Origin of the sequence: Nocardioides sp. T2.26MG-1 (genome assembly GCF_950101795.1) — a bacterium.
Lineage (GTDB): Bacteria > Actinomycetota > Actinomycetes > Propionibacteriales > Nocardioidaceae > Nocardioides.
On record NZ_CATNLZ010000023.1, the window covers coordinates 393708 to 412079 of the forward strand.

Genomic DNA, 18372 nt, shown 5'->3' on the forward strand with positions numbered 1-18372 from the left:
TGAGCCGTTCGCGGAGGGACGCGTCGCTCGGTCGCGGGTCGGTCCCGGGTCAGGCCCGCCGGCTCGGGCCCGGGTCAGGCCTGGTCGGTGTCAGCGTACTGCTCGGAGTGGGAGTAGTAGCCGAGGGCGGTGCTCAGGCTCTCCAGGGAGCGCCGGGCGGCGAGGGCGAACTCGGGAGCAGGATCGCGGCCCAGGTCGTCGTGGTGGACGGCGCCGAGACCGATGCTGGGTGCGGCGCTCGACTCGTCAGCCCGCAGCTTCGCAACCGCGGTGACCTCGTCCCCGTCGTCGGACAGCTCGATGTCGACGTGCCAGGTGGTGGTCTGCATGTCCTGCTTGTCTCCTTGATTCGCGCGGACGGTTCTCGCCCTGCTGTGAGTCAACAGGCCGGCGAGCGGCGCCGACACGGACTACTGCACCCTGCGGACGGGGACCTTGGTCCCCGGGAGGCTGGGACGTGACGGTCGCGATCCGTGGTCGTTGACCGGACATGCGCTCGCGACTCCTCCTGGTCCTGCTCGCCCTGGTGGCGCCGCTGCTCCTGGCGACCCCGCTGGCCTCCCCGCCGGCGGCGGTCGGCGCACCGGCCGCCACCCGGGCGCGGCTGGTCGTCGAGGTGCTCTCCAACCGGGCCGACCTGGTCTCCGCCGGCGACGCCCTGGTCGCCGTCCGCATCCCACGCGGCGTGCGGCCCCGCCAGGTCCGGGTGACGCTCGAGGGCCGCGACGTCACCCGCCGCTTCGCCGTCCGCGACGACGGGCGCCTCCTCGGCCTGGTCCGCGGGCTCCAGGTGGGCCGCAACGTGCTGCGCGCCACCGCGCCCGGCGCGCGCCCCGGCCGGGTGGTGATCGTCGACCACCCCAACGGGGGGCCGCTGTTCTCGGGTCCGCAGACCGCGCACTACCGCTGCCAGGAGTCCGCGCGTGACGCGGACTGCAACGAGCCCGCGACGTACGACTTCCTCTACAGGTCCACCGATCCGCTGACGCCCGACCTCCAGCCCTACGACCCGGCGGACCCGCCGTCCGACGTCGCGACCACGACCACCGACGAGGGGGTCGAGGTGCCGTTCGTGGTCCGGCGCGAGCAGGGCTACCAGGATCGCGACCGCTACACGATCCTCACGCTGTTCCGGCCCGGCAAGCCGTGGCGGGCCTGGTCGCCGCAGCGGCAGTGGAACCACAAGCTGCTGGTCACCCACGGCGGCGGCTGCGGCGCGTCGTACACCCCCGGCTCGCCGCCGCTGGCCGACTACTCCGGCACGTTCGACGGGGCGCCGCTGGTGACGCCGAGCTACGTCACCGCCCTGGGGCTCGGCTTCGCGGTGCTGTCCACGGCGCTCGACAACACCGGCCACAACTGCAGCGTCGCGATGAACGCCGAGTCGGTGCTGATGGCCAAGGAGCGGCTCGTCGAGCGGTACGGCGAGCTGCGGTACACGATCGGCACCGGCTGCTCGGGCGGCTCGATCGCCCAGCACACCGTCGCCAACGCCTACCCCGGCATCTACCAGGGCCTGGTCACCACCTGCTCCTACCCCGACGTGTTCACCGCGGGAGCCCAGTTCGCCGACTACCACCTGCTGCGGCTCTACTTCGAGGACCCGTCGCGGTGGGCCCCGGGTGTGGTGTGGACGCCGGTGCAGATGGCGCAGGTCGAGGGGCACCTGTCCCACCTCAACGCGGTGGTGGCCGACGAGGGCCTGTTCAAGGCGGCCCTCGATCCGGAGCACGCCTGCCCCGGCACCACCGACCCGGTCGCCGGCGACCCCGCCACCCGCTACGACTCCGAGACCAACCCCGGCGGCGTCCGCTGCTCGGTGCTCGACCTGCTGGTCAACCTGCTCGGTCGGCGCCCGGCCTCGGTGTGGTCGCCGCAGGAGAAGGCGGTGGGCCACGGCTTCGGCGGCATCCCGTTCTCCAACGACGGCGTGCTCTACGGGCTGGCCGAGCTGCGCTCCGGCGCGATCACCGCCGCCCAGTTTGTCGACCTCAACGCCCAGCTCGGCGGGCTCGACGTCGACTCCCAGCCCACCGCCGGCCGCATCACGGGCGACCCCGCGTCCATCGCCCGCGCCTACCGCACCGGGCTGATCAACGAGGCCAACCACCTCGACGAGGTCGCGATGATCAACCACGGCGGGCCCGACCCGGGCATCGCGCACGACTACGCCCACGCGTTCTGGACCCAGGAGCGGCTGCTCGCCGACCAGGGCAACACCGACAACCGGGTGATGTGGTTCGGGCCGACCCCGCTGATCGGGGACGTCACCTGGGCCAACGAGGCGCTGGTCGCCATGGACCGCTGGCTCGCCGCGATCGAGCGGGACCGCGGCTCCGAGCCCCTCGCGCAGAAGGTCGCCGAGGACCGGCCCGCCGACGTCACCGACCGCTGCGTGGTCGCCGAGCTGGCCGACGCGTGCGACGTCGAGGAGCTGCAGACGCTCCAGACGCGGCTCTCGACGCCACGTCAGGAGGCCGGCGGCCCGCTCGCCAACGACGTCGTGGCCTGCCGGCTCACCCCGCTCGACCGCGCGGACTTCGACTTCATGCTGGTGCCCTTCACCGACGACCAGTGGGCCACCCTCGAGGCGACCTTCCCGCGCGGCGTGTGTGACTGGTCCCAGCCGGGTGTCGGCCAGGGCCCGGCGCAGACCTGGCTGCGCTACGACGCAGCCGACGGCGACCCGGCGTACGGCGGCCGCAACCTGCCGCCCATCCCCGCCCACTCCGCCGTCGGCACCGTCGCCCCGGTGTGGGCGGAGATGCTGCGCAAGTAGCCGCGGCTGGCGTGTCGGGGCTCCGCCCCGCCACGCCGGCCGCGGGATCGCTCCTCGGGTGGATGCTCCGACGGTGTGGTTGCGGTGGGCGCGCGGGCTGCGGGCCCTCCAGCACGCCCTACTCCCGGCGGCCGGAGCCTTGACCTCGGGCCGCGGACCGGGCAGCGTGCCGCCATGAGGCGCGCCCCCCACGAGAACGTGGCGACCGTCCTGGTCGACCCGGCGGTGCTGCGCGAGCTCGAGGTGCACCTGATGTCGCTGGACCTGTGGGTCTGGCCGGTCGCGACCTCGCCGGTCTACGTCGACGGCCCGCGGGCCGCGTTCCAGCTGCGTCGCCGGATGCTGACCGCCCGCCGCGGCGCGTGGGACGACGCCGCGACCTGGACGCCGGTGTGGGTCGCGTTCGGAGAGACCTGGCGGCACGGCGCCGACCCGCTGCCCTGGGCGGCGCACCAGACCCTCTGGCGCACCCTGGAGGAGTACGCCAACCACGTGCGCTACCGGCTCGGTCTGGGCGGCATCCCGCGGCTCGAGGTGCCGCGCGAGCGCACCGCCTGAACCGGATGAGGGTCTCGCGGGACCATCGACCCTGCGCGGTCCAGACGCCGGCCCGGTAGCCTGGGACCATGACCCCCCGAGCGCAGCACGAGGCGACGTGCGCCTGCCTGCCCTCGGTGCCGTTGATCCGCCGCCGGGCCGTGGACCACTGCCTCGTCCGGTCGGCTCTCTGTCGCCTGCGCTGATCGCCCGCTCCTCCGCCGTGCCACCCGGCGCGGCTGACGTGCGCGCACCTCGCCCAGACCGTCACCCCTCTTCGCAGTGAAGGACCTCCCATGCGCGTCTACGACGACGTCACCCAGCTTGTCGGCAACACCCCGCTCGTCCGCCTCAACCGGGTGGTCGGCGACGCCGGCGCCACCGTGCTCGCCAAGCTCGAGTTCTACAACCCCGCCAACTCCGTCAAGGACCGCATCGGCGTCGCGATGATCGACGCCGCCGAGGCCTCCGGCCAGCTGGCGCCCGGCGGCACGATCGTCGAGGCCACGTCCGGCAACACCGGCATCGCGCTGGCGATGGTCGGGGCGGCCCGCGGCTACCGCGTGGTGCTCACCATGCCCGAGACCATGTCGCGCGAGCGGCGTGCGCTGCTGCGCGCCTTCGGCGCCGAGCTGGTGCTGACCCCGGGCAGCGAGGGCATGAACGGCGCCGTCCGCCGCGCCGACGAGATCGCGTCGGAGTCCGGCGCCGTGGCGGCGCGGCAGTTCGCCAACGCCGCCAACCCGGAGGTGCACCGCCGGACCACCGCCGAGGAGATCTGGACCGACACCGACGGCGAGGTCGACATCGTCGTCGCCGGCATCGGCACGGGCGGCACGATCACCGGGATCGGCCAGGTCCTCAAGGCCCGCAAGCCCGGCGTCCAGATCATCGGCGTCGAGCCCGCCGAGTCGCCGATCCTCAACGGCGGGCAGCCGGGCCCGCACGGCATCCAGGGCATCGGCGCCAACTTCGTGCCCGAGATCCTCGACACCACCGTGTACGACGAGGTCCTCGACGTCACCGCCCCGGACGCCATCACGTGGGCTCGCCGCGCGGCCACCGAGGAGGGCCTGCTCGTCGGGATCTCGTCGGGTGCCGCGATCAAGGCCGCCGTCGAGGTCGCCCAGCGGCCCGACAACGCCGGCCGGACGATCGTGGTGATCGTGCCGTCGTTCGGCGAGCGCTACCTGTCCACGCCCCTGTTCGAAGGCCTGGTGGACTGATGGCCGGACACATCTGGGGGCGCATCCGCGAGGACCTCCAGGCGGCCCGTGACGGCGATCCGGCGGCCCGGTCCACCCCCGAGCTCGTGCTGGCCTACCCGGGCCTGCACGCGGTGTGGCTGCACCGGTTCGCGCACCGGCTCTGGCAGCGCCCGCGCGGCAAGCTCGTCGCGCGGGTGATGTCGCACGTCGGCCGGATGGTGACCGGGATCGAGATCCACCCCGGCGCCACGATCGGCCGGCGGGTGTTCATCGACCACGGCATGGGGGTGGTGATCGGGGAGACCGCGGTCGTCGGCGACGACGTGCTGATCTACCACGGGGTCACCCTCGGCAGCCGCTCCGCGGTGCCGGGCCGGCGGCACCCGCTCGTGGGGGACGGCGTGATCCTGGGCACGGGCGCCCGCGTGCTCGGGCCGGTCTCGATCGGCGCCGGGGCCCGCGTCGGCGCCAACTCCGTCGTGGTCAAGGACGTGCCGCCCGCCGCCACCGTGGTCGGCATCCCCGCCCGCGAGGCCGAGACGCTCGCCGAGTGGGCGATCGACCCGGCGCTGCTCATCTGAGCGCGGTCCACAGACGCGCACCGGCGGGTGCCGCGGTCACCAGCCACAGGGCCCGCTCGGTGACCGCGAAGCCGGTGACGGTGCCCGACGGGACCTCGAGCTCGCGCCAGCCGCTGCCGCTGTCCACCAGCACCTGGCTGCCGCCGTCCGGGTCGGCGACCGTGACCGCCGCCAGGCCTGCTCGGGCGTAGGCGCCGATCTCGACCGCGGCCGGCCCGGCGGGTACGTCGGGCAGGTCGATCGCGGCCACCGCCCCCGCGGCGGAGACCGTCCACGCGGCGAGCCGCTCGCCGGCGTACCCGGCCACGAGGCACCGGCCGTCCGGGTCGCACGCCGCGGCCTCCGCCTCCGCTACCTCGTCGTCCGGCGCGGGCAGCACGGTCCTCGTCCAGGGGCCTCCGGAGCCGGGGGAGGACCAGATGGCCGGCCGGGTGTGCACCCCGTCACCGAACGACGTGATCGAGCCCGCGATCAGCAGCCCGTCGCCTCGGCGGGTGATCGCGGACGCGGACGGCTGCTGCTCGTCGTCGGCCGCCAGCGGGGTGCCGGCCGACGGGCGGCGGACCCAGCGCCCGTCGTCGAACGCCCACACGGCGATGTCCAGCCCGGCTCCGGTGTCGCTGACCCGCGAGCCGACCAGGAGGGGCGGCCCGGCCGCGGGCGCGACGATCTGCGCGAGCCCGCCGGCCGCCGGCCCTCCGAACGTCTCGAAGTCCTGGACGTCCTCCGCCAGTCGCCCCGACGGCCCGAGCGTGCCGGACCACGCCGTCCAGCGGACGTTGCCGTGGGCCCCGCCCGAGCGGCCGCCGAACGCGTAGACCCGGCGGCCGGCGGTGGCGATCCCGCCCCAGACCGTGCGACGGCCGTAGAAGCTGGCGGCGACCACGGGCACCGCCGCCGTCGCGTCGCCGTCGAGCTCGAGCAGCCGGGGTGGGTGCCGGCTCGAGCCGTCCTCGGCGACCAGCACGGTGTCGCCGGTCTCGCCGGGGTCGCCCTGGCCGGCCGGCCCCGGCGCGAGCAGCGACGGTGCGAACCCGGCGGGCAGCCGGACCGCCGACCAGGCCACCCGCGGGGGTGGCTCCGGGGAGCCGGTCGACGTGCAGGCCGCGGTGACCGCGGCCAGCAGCACGACGACGCCCGCGCCGGAGGTGAACCGCATGGCCGCCACGATCACGAGTCGACCCGGGCCAGGTCAACGGGTCGACGGGTCAAGCGGCGCGTGTTGCGGGGCCCACGACGACCGGGTCCGCGGCCTCGGCCTCCGGCAGTACGACGGGGCGGCGGCGGGCCCGGCGACGGGACCGCACCCGGAGGCCGACCACGGTGATCGCGGCGGCGACCAGCACCAGGGCGCCGGGGAGCTCGGTGCGCAGCAGGGCCGTGACCAGGGACCCGGCCGCGATCCAGAGCAGGCTCCAGAGGGTCGAGCCGACGATGGAGGCGGCCAGGAAGGTGCGGTAGCGCAGGCGGGCGACGCCGGCGACGGCCGGCATCAGCGTGCGCACGACGGGCAGCAGCCGGCTGACGACCAGGGCGAGCGCGCCGCGGGTGCGGAGCAGCTCCGCCCCGCGGTCCCAGTGCCGGACGCCGATCCGGCGTACGATCCGCGACTGCGGCAGCCGGGCGCCCAGCAGCCGGCCGAGGCCGTAGTTGAGGTGGTCCCCGCCGACCGCGCCCAGGGTCACGAGCAGCACCAGCCACGGCAGGTGGCCGCTCGGGGTGGTGGCGGCGATCGAGCTGACCGCGGCCTCGCCGGGCAGCACCAGACCGACGCCCAGGACGGCCTCGGCGAACGCCGCGACACCGCCGAGCAGGATCCCGGTCCAGCCGTCGCCGCCGGTGACGCTGCCCGTGACGGAGGCCAGCGTCTGGCCCAGGTCGAGGATCATGCGGCGCTCGCCGCGCTGCGCCGACGCCACGGGCGCGGCAGGCGGGTCCGGCCGGGCTCGGGGAACACCACGAGCGCGAGCCCGAGGAACCCGACCGCCACCACGGTGTCGAGGAACCAGTGGTTGGCGGTCACGGTCACCACCGTGAACGTGGCCAGCGCGTGGGCGGCGGTCAGCCAGCCCAGCCAGCGCGGGCCGGTGCGGATCACGACGAACGCGATCAGGACCGCCCAGCCCACGTGCAGGCTCGGCATCGCGGCGTACTGGTTGGCGACGGTGGCGCTGGCGCCGTCGTACGCCGAGGGCCCGTAGCGGCTCATCGTGTCGAGGAAGCCCCACTGCGGGAACATCCGCGGCGGGGCCAGGGGGAACGCGATGTGCACCGCGACCGCGGTGAGGGTCTGCACGACCAGCAGGTTGCGCGCCCAGCGGTACTCGGCGCGGGGCCGGGCGACGAAGCCCCAGACCAGGAACGCGATCGTGAGCGGGAAGTGGACGCTGACGTAGTAGACGTTGGCGGCCTCGAACAGCCGGGCGCCGCCGACCGCGTGCTGGATCGCGGCCTCGGAGGGCAGGTGCATGGCCCGCTCGACCTGCCGGACGAGCAGCGAGTGCTGGTGTGCGACCGCCACGGAGCCCGCGGTCAGCATGCGGCCGGCCCGGTAGGCGAGGTAGACGGCCGCGATCAGCCCGAGCTCGGCGGCCGCGGCGCGGACCGCCGCCCAGGTGACCCGGCGCGGCCGGACCGGGGTGGAGTCGTCCGCCGCGTCGACGATCACGACACCTGGTCCCGGTGCGGTCGGCCAGGGCGCGGAGGGGCGCGGGCGCGGGCGCGGCGTGGTCACGGCACGGGTCGCAGTCTGGTCCACGCTCACACCGTGCTCCTCTCCTCTGGTGGTCGACTGGGGGTCGGCTGGTGGTCCGCTGGGTGCGGTCCGGGAATGGCCCGGGTCTCCCCGGGGTTGACCCGAAACCGACCGCCAGGTCATCGGTCTCGCTACAAGTGGAGATTGTCTCCGTTTGAACCGTACTCGATCCGGAGAAGCCTTTCCACTTTTTTCTCGGGCGAGTTTGCCACAAGATCGCGAATACGGAGAACACCCTCCGGTTGAGTAGGGTGGTGCCATGAGCGATCCGGCGACGACCCAGACGGCGGGCCAGGCGGCGGGCCAGGGGGCGGTCCAGACGACCGGCGAGCCGCGCCTGCGCAAGGACGCTCAGCGCTCCCGTCAGCTGGTGCTCGAGGCCGCGAAGAGCCTCTTCGCCGCCCGCGGCGTGGAGGTCGGGTTCGACGAGATCGCGCGCCGCGCGGGCGTGGGCGTCGGCACCGTCTACCGCCGGTTCCCGTGTCGCGAGGCGCTCGTCGAGGCGCTGTTCGCCGAGAAGCTGCTGCGGGTCAAGCAGACCGCGGCCACGGCGCTCGAGATCCCCGACCCGTGGCAGGCCCTGGTCTGGTTCTGCGAGAGCTGCATCAGCGAGCAGCAGTGCGACCGCGGCCTGACCCAGGTGCTCGCGAGCGGCGGCGTCGACACCGACAGCCTCGGCGACCTGCGCGAGCAGATCGGCGCCGCGGTCGACGACGTCGTACGCCGCGCGCAGGACGCCGGCGTGGTGCGCTCCGACCTCGCGTACGGCGACCTCGCCGTCACCCTGCACGTGCTCAGCCGGATGAGCGTGGAGGGCAGCGAGGTCTGGCGCCGCTACCTCGCGCTGTTCCTCGACTCGATCCGGACCCGGTCCGGCCAGGACGAGCTGCCCGGCCCGGCGCCCACCTTCTCGATGATCGAGGAGATCGCCCGCCGCCTCTGACCACGTTGAGTCGTGACTTGTGACCGTTGAGTCCGGAGAACCGGCCGTCAAAACCCCGACTCGACGGTCAGAACCCCCGACTCGACCGTCAGAAGTCCCGAATCAACGTCGGGGTGGGGTCAGGCGACCACGTGGTCCCAGCCGGCGGCGAGATAGTCGATGAAGGCCGGGCCGACCGCCTCGGCGCGCAGCTGCTCGCGGGTCAGCGGCCCGGGCCGTGCCTGGAACTCCCCGTCCGCGACCGCTCGGGCCGCGAAGTCGTGGTGCAGGATCGCGCCGATCCCGACCGTGACGATGTCGGCGCCCTGGTCCAGGCACCACCGGGCGTCGGCGGCCGACAGCACCCGGCCGGCGACCCCGAGCCGGGTGTCGCCGCGGGGCAGGTCGGTGAAGTGCTCGATGAGCAGCCCGTCGGCGCCGCCGCGCGGCCGCATGAAGACGTCCCACAGCGACATGTCGAGGTAGTCGAGCAGCCCCGAGGCGAGCACCTGCCGGGCGGTCTCGCGGCCCTCCTCCAGCGTGATGCCATTGCCCTCCGGGGTCAGGCGCAGCCCGAGCTGGAAGTCCGGCCCGGTGGTCGCGCGGATGCCCTCGAGGACCTCGGTGACCACGCGGAGCCGGTGGTCGAGGGAGCCGCCGTACCCGTCGGTGCGCTGGTTGCGGCCGTCGAGGAACTGGCCGAGCAGGTAGCCGTGCGCCCCGTGCACCTCGACGCCGTCGAAGCCGGCCCGCTCCGCCCGACCGGCGGCGGCCACGAAGTCGGCGACCAGCTCCTCGACCTCGCCGGCGGTCATCGCGACCGCGTTCTTCTCCGGGTCGTCCCACGGGCACTGGTTGGGCCGTCCGCTCAGCGCCGGGTCGGCGCGGCGGCCGCCGTGGTGCAGCTGCACCGAGGAGGCAGTGCCGGTGGTGCGGAGCCGCTCGGCCAGCCGGGTCAGGCCCGGCAGGTGCGCGTCCGCGGCGATGCCCAGCTGGCCGGCCCACGCCTGGCCCGCGGGGGCGACGTACGCCGCCGCCGTCATCACCAGGCCGAACCCGCCCTCGCCCCGCGCCTCGAGCCAGCGGGTCTCGTCCTCGGAGAGGGTGCCATCGGGGTTGCTCTGGGTGTTGGTGAGCGGCGCGAGCGCGAGCCGGTTGCGCCAGACGGGGCCGTGGGTCAGCGACAGTGGGTCGGAGATCGAGGTCACCGACCCATCCTCCTGCCTCGCCCAACCCGGCCGGCCACCGGTCACCCCGCCCGGTAGGGTCCCAGCTGGTCGAGGACGTGCCGGCAGATGCGGGCCAGCGCCTGCACGTCGGTCGCCGAGAGGGGGTCGAAGACCAGGCTCCTGACCGCGGCGACGTGGCCGGGCGCGGCCTGTCGGATCCGCTCCCAGCCCCGGTCGGTGATGTGCGCGTTCGTCTGGCGACCGTTGGCCGGGTCCCTCTCCCGCCGGGCGAGACCCTTGGCCTCCATCCGCTTCATCAGGTGCGAGAGCCGGGACTGCTCCGAGCTGGTGAGGATGGCCAGGCTCGACATGCCGAGCACCCCGTCCGGCGCCTCCGAGAGGCTGGCGAGCACGTAGTACTCGAGGAAGCTCAGGTCCGCGTCGCGCTGCAGCTGCTGGTCGAGCGCGACCGGCAGCCGGGCGAAGGTCTGCATCAGCGCCCGCCAGGCGGCCATCTCGCTGTCGGTGAGCCAGGCCGGGGAGGTGTCGTCCACAGGGGCAGTCTAGGCGACCGCGCTTGAATGTTCATATGTCGCGTGTATCGTCACTCATGAACATTCAAATGTCCGGCGACGCCGGACCTGGCAATTGGAGAGCACGATGCGCGCACTGCACGTCCCCACCCCCGGTGACCGGCCGACGGTCGGCGACCTGCCCGTCCCCGAGGTCGGTGAGGGCAGCGTCCTGATCCGGGTCCGGGCGGCCGGCCTCAACCCGATCGACAACCTCCTCGCCGCCGGCGCGATGTCCGGGATGGTCGAGCACGCCTACCCCCTGGTCGTGGGTCGCGACGCCGCCGGCGTCGTCGAGGCGGTCGGCGCGGGCGTCGACCACCTCCGGCCCGGCGACCGCGTCTACGGCCACGTCCTGCTGGCGCCGCCGGTCCAGGCCGGCACGGTCGCGGAGTACGCCGTGCTCCCCGCCGCCGGCGTCGACCTCCTCCCGGCCGGCCTGGACTTCGCCACCGCCGCGGCCATCCCGCTCGCGGCCGCGGCCGCGTCCGCCGCCGTCGACGCGCTCGACGGCAGCATCGGTCCCGGCAGTGTGGTCCTGGTCAACGGCGCCTCCGGTGGCGTCGGCTCGTACGTCGTCCAGCTGCTCGCCGCCCGACAGGTCGAGGTGGTGGCCACCGGCGTCGCCACCGACGTCGAGCGGCTCCGCGAGCTCGGCGCCACCAGGGTCGTCGACCACACGGCCGGCCCCGTGGTCGACCAGGTCCGCGCGGCGTACCCCGACGGAGTCGACGCCCTCGTCAACCTGGCCGGCAACACCGCCGAGGAGATCCCCCTCGGCGCGGTCGCGAAGGGTGGCGTGGTCTCGTTCACCACGATGGGGCCGGACGAGGAGTCGCTGGCCGCCGCCGGTCTGACCGGCACCAAGGTGATGGCGCGGCCGGTCCGCGAGGTCACCGCGCCGATCGTGGCCAAGGTCGCGGATGGGTCGATGCACGTCAGCGTCGCCGAGGTCCTCGACCTCGACCACGCCGCCGACGGCCTCGCCACACTGGCCCGGGGCGCGGCGCGGGGCAAGATCGTGGTCGTGCTCTAGCGGGATCGACGGAGGCGCGCCGCCCCGGATGGGGCGGCGCACCTCGGTATCCGAGGGTGGTCAGGCCGCGGCCAGGAGCTCCCGAGCGGCCGGTCGCGGGGCGCGGATGCCGACGCTCGCGACCAGCCCGCCCGCCACGGCGAGTCCGGCGACCAGCGTGAACCCGGCGTGGAACCCGGCCAGGCCAGCGCTGGTGACCAGTGCCGTCGTGACGAAGGCGACGCCGGCGGCGCCACCGATCTCGCGCGTGGTCTCGATCAGTCCGGCGGCCACCCCTGTCTGCTCTGCCGGCACTCCGGTGAGGGCCGCCATCTGGACGGCGGGCCCGCAGAGCCCGAAGCCCACGCCGATGAGCACGAACGCGGGGACGAGGCCGGTCGCGTAGTCGGTGTCCGCCGCCACCCGGGTCAGCAGCAGTGCCCCGACGGCCACCAGGACGAGGCCGGTCACGAGCATCCGGCGCAGGCCGACGCGGCCGGCCAGGCGTCCGCCGGCCATGGCGGCGACGAACACGGTCGCGGTCGTCGCCAGCCAGGCGATGCCGGTCCGGATCGGCGAGTAGCCCATCACCTGCTGCATGAGCAGCGTGCCGAGGAAGATGAAGCCGAACAGCGCGGCGAACGCGAGGAAGGCCGCCAGGTTGGCCGTGACGACCGTCCGGTTGCGCCACGTCGGCCGGGGGATCAGCGGCACGTCCGCGCGTGCCTCGAGGAGCGCGAAGACGACCAGCAGGGCTGCTGCGCCGCCCATCAGCGCCGCCGTCGAGCCGGTGAGCCAGCCGTGTCCGGTGGCGTGGTGCAGTCCGTAGACCGCGAGCAGCAGGCCGCCGGTCACCGCCGTGGCGCCGCCGAGGTCGAGGGGCGTGTCCAGGTCGCGGTCGCGGTCCTGCGACAGGACGACCGCCGCGAGGACGACCAGCGCCGTACCGGTCGGGACGTTGATGAAGAACGCCCAGCGCCACCCGGGGCCGGCGGTCAGGAGCCCGCCCACGACCACCCCGAACGAACCCGCGATCCCGCCGACGGCACCGAAGGCGCCGATCGCCCGGTCGCGCTCGGGGCCCTCCTCGAACGTCGCCGCCAGCAGCGACAGCGCGGCGGGGATCACCAGCGCGGCGCCCAGGCCCTGACCGCTGCGGGCGGCGATCAGCACCCCGGCCGACCCGGACATCCCCGCCACCAGCGACGCGGACGCCATCAGCGTGATGCCGGTGACGAACGTGCGGCGGCGGCCGAGCCGGTCCGTCGTCCGGCCGCCGACCAGGAGGAAGCCGCCGAGGATCAGGCTGTAGGCGACCACGACCCACTGCACCGTGTCCCGCCCGACCGTGAACTCCGACTGGATCGACGGCAGCGCGATGTTCACGATCGCCGTGTCCAGGTTCGCCATCCCCATCGCCGTACAGGCCAGGAGCAGTACGACGGCCTTCCGTCGCCGCGTGGTGGTGCCCGGTGGCGCCGGGTGCTCGGTCCGCTGGTGTGTCTCGGTCATCGTGATCCTCCCGGCCGTCGGCCTCTCCGTGGTTAACGCAACTGATGGTTGCGTATTGCCATGGTAGGCCGAGGTCGCGGAAATGCGCAAGCATTGGTTGCGCGTCGAGGAGGCCCGCGGCCGCCGAGGTGACCTGGCACGTGCATCCGACCGATCGGGCGGGGACGATGGTCTGGCAGATCTCACATCCACCACCTGCGGAGCGTCTTCCACCACGTGAAGCCATTTGACGACGTCGTCGCCGAGCACGGTGCCACCGTGCTGCGGGTCTGTCGCGCGGCCCTCGCTCAGGCAGACGCCGATGACGCTTGGGCCGAGACCTTCGTGTCTGCCATGCGTGCCTACCCAAGCCTCCCGGCAGACGCGAACGTCGAGGCCTGGCTGGTCGCGATCGCCCACCACAAGATCATCGACACTCACCGAGCGACCCGGCGTCGTCCTGTGCCCGTCGACGTCCTTCCGGAGTCCGGCACCGAACCAGGCCCGGGCCCAGGCGAGCACGACGCGCTCTACGACGCACTCAAACGGCTCCCGGACAAGCAACGTCACGCTGTCGCCTACCACCACCTCGGAGGACTCTCACACCGCGAAGTCGCCACCGTTCTCGGCGGCACCGAGGCCGCGGCCCGGCGCGCCTCGGCCGATGGCATCAAGGCGCTGCGCCGCACCTACCAGCAGGAACGAGCACACCGATGACCGAGAACCGCCCCGATGAGGTCTTGGCGTCACTGCAGGCTGATGAGTCGGTCGTGATCGACCGCCTCCGGGCGAGACTCGCCGCCGACGCGGCCGACGCCGGCCTCCTCGACGTCGCTTACCGTACGCTCGACACGCCCGTCGGCACGCTTCTCCTTGCGGCCACGGAGAGTGGCCTGGTCCGAGTTGCTTACGCGCGGGAGGATCACGACGTCGTCCTGCAGGCCCTGGCGGACAGGATCAGCCCCCGTGTCCTTCTCGCGCCCCGGCGCCTGGACCCTGCTGCCTACCAGCTGGAGGAGTACTTCGCCCGCGCGCGCAGGGCCTTCGACATCGCACTCGACCTCCGTCTTGCCGCCGGATTCCGTCGCGATGTTCTGACGCGCCTGGGCGAGATCGCTTACGGGCACACCGGCAGTTATGCCCAGGTCGCCGCCGCAGCCGGCAGTCCGCGCGCGGTCCGCGCCGTCGGCTCGGCGTGCGCCACGAACCCGCTGCCTGTCGTCGTGCCGTGCCACCGGGTCATCCGTTCGGACGGCGCGCTCGGAGAGTACGTCGGGGGTCTCGATGCGAAGCGAACCCTGCTCACCCTCGAGGGAGCCGTCTGATCTCGGGTCGGCCCACGTGCTGACGAGTTTGCCCGACGACCTCACATCCGGGCCGGCTCGCACGTCTGCTCGGTGGAGCGCGCCGCGTTCTCCCCCGGTCGACCGACCCGGGCTCTCGTCCTTGATTGGAAACGTATGTCTATCGCACTCGTCACTGGCGCCAACCGCGGTATCGGCCTCGCCACCTCTCGCGCCCTCGCACAGACCGGAGCGTGCGTCGTGCTCACCGGCCGCAGGCTCGCAGACGCCGAAGCGGCAGCCGCGTCGTTGAGGCAGGAGGGCCTCGACGTACGGGCCCTCGAGCTGGATGTGACATCTTCGGACAGCATCACCGCTGCTGCGGAGCGGGTCGCTCGTGACCAGGGACACCTCGACATCTTGGTGAACAACGCCGGCGTGCTGCCGGAGGCCACTGACGCGACCGAGCACCACTTCGCCAACCCGGAACTGGTCCGCGCGACCTTCGAGGTCAACGTCGTTGGCGCCGTCGCGGTGACCGAGGCCTTTCTCCCGCTGCTGAAGCGAAGTGCCGGCGCCCGGATCGTGAACCTCTCGACGACCATGGGCTCGCTCAGCGACCAGACGAACCCCGCGTCGCCGTACTACGGGATGGTCGTGCCCGGCTACCAGAGCTCCAAGGCAGCCTTGAACAGCATCACGATCGGTCTCGCCAAGGCCCTCGCCCCGACGGGCATCAAGGTCACCGCCGTCTGCCCGGGATTCGTGCAGACCGAGCTGACTCCGATGAACAAGGAGCAGGCGCCCCTCACCGCGTCGCAGGCCGCCCAGGTGGTGCTCGCCGCGGCGACGCTGCCAGAGGATGCTGCGTCGGGAACCTTCGTCGACGCCAACGGCACGGTCGCCTGGTAGTCGAGCGCCCCGACGTCGGCGGTGTCTTGTCGGCGGGGCCGTCCACCTCGATGGTCCCGCCGGCTGGCACGCGCTGTTCTGACCGTGAAAGGCGGCCACCCACGTGTCGACCGGCCTCGCCAGCCTCGCCGGCGCCATCGCGACGCTGCTGTTCGTGACCAGCACGCTCCCCATGCTGACCAAGGCCGTGCGCACCAGGGATCTGACCTCGTACAGCGGCAGCAACCTCGCCGTCGCGAACGTCGGAAACATCGCTCAAACGCTCTATCTGACGACCGTCCCGTCGATCCCGATCTGGGCACTCCACCTCTTCAACACCCTCGCCAGCGCGTCCATGCTCGCCCTCTGGATCCGGCACCGACCGGTGGAGGGCCCTCGACGAGCGGCGGGTCGAGCTGCGTCGACCCCGAGCGCGCCAACCGGTCGGGTCTGCGGCACCATCCATCGTGCCTCGAATACCGAAGCAGATCTTGCTAGGGTTCGCTCATGCCCTCCCGGCTAGTCACGTCCGTCCAGGGCCGCGAGGTCGGCGCGATCGCGGGCGAGCTCGCGGCGGCCGTCCGGTTCCACAGCCCCGTAGCCGACTATGAAGGCCGTCCAGATGTCAGCCACCTTCTCGGACTCATCGCTGGGGTGTTGGGTGAGCTTCGGATCACGCGCGAGGTCCAGGCTGGGGCGCACTGGACGACGTTCTTCGACACCGACTTTGACGGACGCACCCTTCAAGGGATATTGGACGAACGGCGCGACGCGGCCGGCAAGGTGATCGAGGCGACCCTGATGCTGCGGCCGCTGGGTACTCTCCGGCACGCGGTCGCTGCCATGGGGGAATCCCTCGCCGCCAGCCCTCTTCCGGGGTCGGTCCGCTGATGCAGGGTGCCGGGATCATCGACGCCTGGGCACGGCTGCCTAGGACCGACGAGGCCATCCCTCTGGCCTGGAAACCTATCCCCAGCTCCCGTTGGAGCGGTGCGTTGACGACGTCCGCGCTCGGGACCTTCCTGACCCCACACGCACGCAGTTCCTCAGGTCCAACGCCGAGCGGGTCTTCGGGATGGGATGACCCACGTGAGTGACGAGACGCCCAAGACGATCCCTCCACGCGCCGGACGACCGGTGCGCGGCTCGCGAACCGGCCGCCCAGTCATGGCGTTGCTGGACCTTCTCGGGCGACGGTGGACCCTGCGGCTGCTGTGGGAACTGCACACCGCTGGTTCCAGCCCGTTGACATTCCGAGCAATCCAGGGACGCTGCGAGGACATGTCGTCGAGCGTCCTGAGCGATCGGCTCGGCGAACTGCGTCAGGCCCAGCTGATCGAGCACGATCGGGGCGGGTATCGGCTTTCTGCCCTCGGCGCCGAACTCGTCGGCCTGCTGCTTCCACTGGATGCCTGGGCAACCCGATGGGGCGGTCGGGAGACCAACCCCTAGAGCGACTGGGTTGGCGCAGTTCTGTCGTCGAACCAGAGATCGGGCGCTGGGCCTTGTCAGCGAGACGGTGCCTCCGCCGGCCGGTCGCTGAACGCCGCGCTCCTCCCGCTGGCCGACCGCGGCGAGCGCAACCACGACCGCATCCGCGAGGTTCGTGCGGCGGCGGCGAGTGACGAGCCGTGGCTTCGCGGGAGTCTCAGGCGCCGAGAGATGCCAGGCTGCGGCGCAGCCACGCGTGCTCGGCCTGCCACGTCGCCTTGGCCATGGTGGTCATGCCCTCGCGGAAGAGGGAGTCCTGGTCACCGCCGGCGATGAAGAACCCCCGGGCAGGATCCTCGAGGAAGGCCAGGCGTCGTTCCAGCACGGCCCGTTGGCGACCGACCTCAGGGACGTGATGGAGGAACGCGAGCACGGCGAACCAGCGGTTGCGGTCGGACACGTCGACGTGATCGGCCTCCACCAGGCGACGCAGAAGCTCGGAACGGCCCTCGTCGGTGAGGTGGAGCACGACACGGGCAGGTCCCCCGTCGCCGGGCGCGGTCGTCCGGGTCACCAGGCCCCGCGCTTCCAGGCGCTTCGTCGCCGGCGACAGCGCTCCGTCGCTGACCGGTCGTACGTGCCCGGTCAGCGCCGTGATGCGTCGGCGCAGCTCGTAGGCGTGCAAGGGCTCCTCGGCGAGGAATCCGAGGATGCAGAGCTCCAGCACGAGGCGCTCCTTCCGGGAGGGGTGGTTGGTGGTTCGGGTCAGGATGCCGGGCGGCGCGAGGAAGACCGCGACCGCCGTAACGATCACGAGGATGCCGACGCAGACGCGGGCGGTGATCGGCTCGTCGAGGAAGGCGGCACCGAGCGCCACCGAGACGATGACCGAGGCGTAGGAGACGATCGAGGACCGGGCCGCGCCGACCTGCTGGATCAGGGCGGTGTTGGCCAGCCAGCCCAACCCCGAGCAGCCCACGCCGACCGCTGCCACCGCGGCCCAGGCCGCCGGTTTCCAGTGCAGGTCGCCCCCGGCCAGCGCCGCGAGCGGCAGCAGGGCCAGGCTGGCCAGGCCCATCTCGGCCGTGCTCAACGCCAACGGGCTGACCCCGGACAGCTGTGCGCGCACCACGATCGCGGCGACGGCGTAGCAGCCCGAGGCGGCCAGCGGCAGCAGGCTCCAGTGGAGTGCGGAGGCAGGGACCGCCGTCGCACAGATCAGGGCGACGCCGGCCAGTGCGACCGGGAGCGCGACCACCTGCGGGGCGCGCAGGCGCTCGGCGGGCCGGATCGAGGTCGCCAGCGCGATCCAGACCGGCGTCATGGCGAGGATGACCGCCGTCGTCCCGGTCGGGACATGTCGCTCTCCCGCACCGATGAGCAGGTTGGGCAGCACCGCGGCGCCCAGGGTGACGGTCGCCACGGCGAGTGGGTGCCGGCGGAGGAGTCCGGCGATCTCTGCTGCGGCCCCGCCCCGGTTTCGCCGGCTGAGGACGGCGGAGGCGAGCCCAAGCGCGGCGACAGCCGACGTCACCCGGACCGCCGCCATCGTCGCCGTCGGCATGGCCTGCTGTGCGACGGCGATCAGCCAGAACGGCGCCCCGAGTCCCAGGGTCGCGGCGACGCCCAGGCCGAGCGTCTGGGATGGCCGATGCACGACACCAGGCTAACACTAATCGAGGTAGCCCCTGCCTCCTGGCGGCCCGCGAGCGTCGATCGGGTGGAGAGCGGTGCTCCT

The 18372-nt window shown here is 73.1% G+C and carries 20 protein-coding genes; 12 read left to right on the top strand and 8 right to left on the bottom strand.

Annotated elements, in window-relative coordinates; all coding sequences use genetic code 11:
- Positions 1-74 precede the first annotated feature (74 nt).
- Positions 75-329, bottom strand: a complete 255-nt coding sequence (locus QQZ14_RS14660) for a hypothetical protein (RefSeq protein WP_284535077.1) — start codon at positions 327-329, stop codon at positions 75-77.
- Between the two features lie 161 nt (positions 330-490).
- Between QQZ14_RS14660 and QQZ14_RS14665 the strand changes: the two genes are divergently transcribed.
- The 4 genes from QQZ14_RS14665 to cysE all read left to right on the top strand — a co-directional run bounded on the left by QQZ14_RS14665 (position 491) and on the right by cysE (position 5105).
- Positions 491-2779, top strand: a complete 2289-nt coding sequence (locus QQZ14_RS14665) for a DUF6351 family protein (protein WP_284535078.1) — start codon at positions 491-493, stop codon at positions 2777-2779.
- Between the two features lie 174 nt (positions 2780-2953).
- Entirely contained in the window at positions 2954-3337 is a 384-nt protein-coding gene (locus tag QQZ14_RS14670; RefSeq protein WP_284535079.1) for a hypothetical protein, read from the top strand.
- A gap of 275 nt (positions 3338-3612) precedes the next feature.
- Complete coding sequence (gene cysK, locus QQZ14_RS14675) at positions 3613-4542, top strand: cysteine synthase A (RefSeq protein ID WP_284535080.1); 930 nt, start codon at positions 3613-3615, stop codon at positions 4540-4542.
- Entirely contained in the window at positions 4542-5105 is a 564-nt protein-coding gene (gene cysE, locus QQZ14_RS14680; protein ID WP_284535081.1) for a serine O-acetyltransferase, read from the top strand. The genes cysK and cysE overlap by 1 nt, the downstream gene beginning before the upstream one ends.
- On the opposite strand, the gene QQZ14_RS14685 is transcribed toward cysE, so the two are convergent.
- The 3 genes from QQZ14_RS14685 to QQZ14_RS14695 are packed head-to-tail and all read right to left on the bottom strand — an operon-like array spanning position 5098 to position 7863.
- Positions 5098-6264 (bottom strand): hypothetical protein, encoded by a 1167-nt coding sequence (locus QQZ14_RS14685; protein WP_284535082.1) that lies wholly within the window; start codon positions 6262-6264, stop codon positions 5098-5100. The genes cysE and QQZ14_RS14685 overlap by 8 nt on opposite strands.
- Positions 6265-6313: 49 nt before the next feature.
- The gene (locus QQZ14_RS14690; RefSeq protein ID WP_284535083.1) at positions 6314-6994 is read right to left on the bottom strand and encodes a DedA family protein; all 681 of its coding nucleotides are present in this window, start codon (positions 6992-6994) and stop codon (positions 6314-6316) included.
- The gene (locus QQZ14_RS14695; protein ID WP_284535084.1) at positions 6991-7863 is read right to left on the bottom strand and encodes a phosphatase PAP2 family protein; all 873 of its coding nucleotides are present in this window, start codon (positions 7861-7863) and stop codon (positions 6991-6993) included. Before QQZ14_RS14695 ends, QQZ14_RS14690 begins: the two co-directional genes overlap by 4 nt.
- A 256-nt stretch (positions 7864-8119) precedes the next feature.
- On the opposite strand from QQZ14_RS14695, the gene QQZ14_RS14700 reads away from it, so the two are divergent.
- The gene (locus QQZ14_RS14700) at positions 8120-8803 is read left to right on the top strand and encodes a TetR/AcrR family transcriptional regulator (RefSeq protein WP_284535085.1); all 684 of its coding nucleotides are present in this window, start codon (positions 8120-8122) and stop codon (positions 8801-8803) included.
- 119 nt (positions 8804-8922) lie between these two features.
- Here QQZ14_RS14700 and QQZ14_RS14705 read toward each other — a convergent pair whose 3' ends face one another.
- Together QQZ14_RS14705 and QQZ14_RS14710 are read right to left on the bottom strand one after the other, a co-directional pair.
- Positions 8923-9990, bottom strand: coding sequence for an NADH:flavin oxidoreductase (locus QQZ14_RS14705; RefSeq protein WP_284535086.1), 1068 nt, complete (start codon positions 9988-9990; stop codon positions 8923-8925).
- 41 nt (positions 9991-10031) lie between these two features.
- On the bottom strand, positions 10032-10505 hold the full coding sequence (locus tag QQZ14_RS14710) for a MarR family winged helix-turn-helix transcriptional regulator (RefSeq protein WP_284535087.1): 474 nt from the start codon (positions 10503-10505) through the stop codon (positions 10032-10034).
- Positions 10506-10611: 106 nt separating this feature from the next.
- Between QQZ14_RS14710 and QQZ14_RS14715 the strand changes: the two genes are divergently transcribed.
- Positions 10612-11559, top strand: coding sequence for an NADP-dependent oxidoreductase (locus QQZ14_RS14715; RefSeq protein ID WP_284535088.1), 948 nt, complete (start codon positions 10612-10614; stop codon positions 11557-11559).
- A gap of 60 nt (positions 11560-11619) precedes the next feature.
- Here the strand turns inward: QQZ14_RS14715 and QQZ14_RS14720 are convergent, their stop codons facing one another.
- The gene (locus tag QQZ14_RS14720; RefSeq protein WP_284535089.1) at positions 11620-13050 is read right to left on the bottom strand and encodes an MFS transporter; all 1431 of its coding nucleotides are present in this window, start codon (positions 13048-13050) and stop codon (positions 11620-11622) included.
- 216 nt (positions 13051-13266) lie between these two features.
- Here QQZ14_RS14720 and QQZ14_RS14725 point away from each other — a divergent pair, with 216 nt between their 5' ends.
- From QQZ14_RS14725 to QQZ14_RS14750, 6 genes are all read left to right on the top strand, one after another.
- Positions 13267-13746, top strand: coding sequence for an RNA polymerase sigma factor (locus QQZ14_RS14725; RefSeq protein ID WP_284535090.1), 480 nt, complete (start codon positions 13267-13269; stop codon positions 13744-13746).
- The gene (locus tag QQZ14_RS14730) at positions 13743-14354 is read left to right on the top strand and encodes a methylated-DNA--[protein]-cysteine S-methyltransferase (RefSeq protein WP_284535091.1); all 612 of its coding nucleotides are present in this window, start codon (positions 13743-13745) and stop codon (positions 14352-14354) included. Before QQZ14_RS14725 ends, QQZ14_RS14730 begins: the two co-directional genes overlap by 4 nt.
- A 135-nt stretch (positions 14355-14489) precedes the next feature.
- Positions 14490-15224 carry an SDR family NAD(P)-dependent oxidoreductase gene (locus QQZ14_RS14735; protein WP_284535148.1) on the top strand — a complete coding sequence of 245 codons (735 nt, stop codon included), beginning with the start codon at positions 14490-14492 and terminating at the stop codon, positions 15222-15224.
- A 103-nt stretch (positions 15225-15327) separates the two neighbouring features.
- Positions 15328-15726 (top strand): hypothetical protein, encoded by a 399-nt coding sequence (locus QQZ14_RS14740; RefSeq protein ID WP_284535092.1) that lies wholly within the window; start codon positions 15328-15330, stop codon positions 15724-15726.
- Complete coding sequence (locus QQZ14_RS14745) at positions 15711-16094, top strand: hypothetical protein (RefSeq protein WP_284535093.1); 384 nt, start codon at positions 15711-15713, stop codon at positions 16092-16094. Before QQZ14_RS14740 ends, QQZ14_RS14745 begins: the two co-directional genes overlap by 16 nt.
- A 198-nt stretch (positions 16095-16292) precedes the next feature.
- The gene (locus QQZ14_RS14750) at positions 16293-16655 is read left to right on the top strand and encodes a winged helix-turn-helix transcriptional regulator (RefSeq protein WP_284535094.1); all 363 of its coding nucleotides are present in this window, start codon (positions 16293-16295) and stop codon (positions 16653-16655) included.
- 196 nt (positions 16656-16851) lie between these two features.
- Here the strand turns inward: QQZ14_RS14750 and QQZ14_RS14755 are convergent, their stop codons facing one another.
- A complete protein-coding gene (locus tag QQZ14_RS14755) occupies positions 16852-18291 on the bottom strand; it encodes an EamA family transporter (RefSeq protein ID WP_284535095.1) in 1440 nt (479 codons plus the stop codon).
- Positions 18292-18372 lie beyond the last annotated feature (81 nt).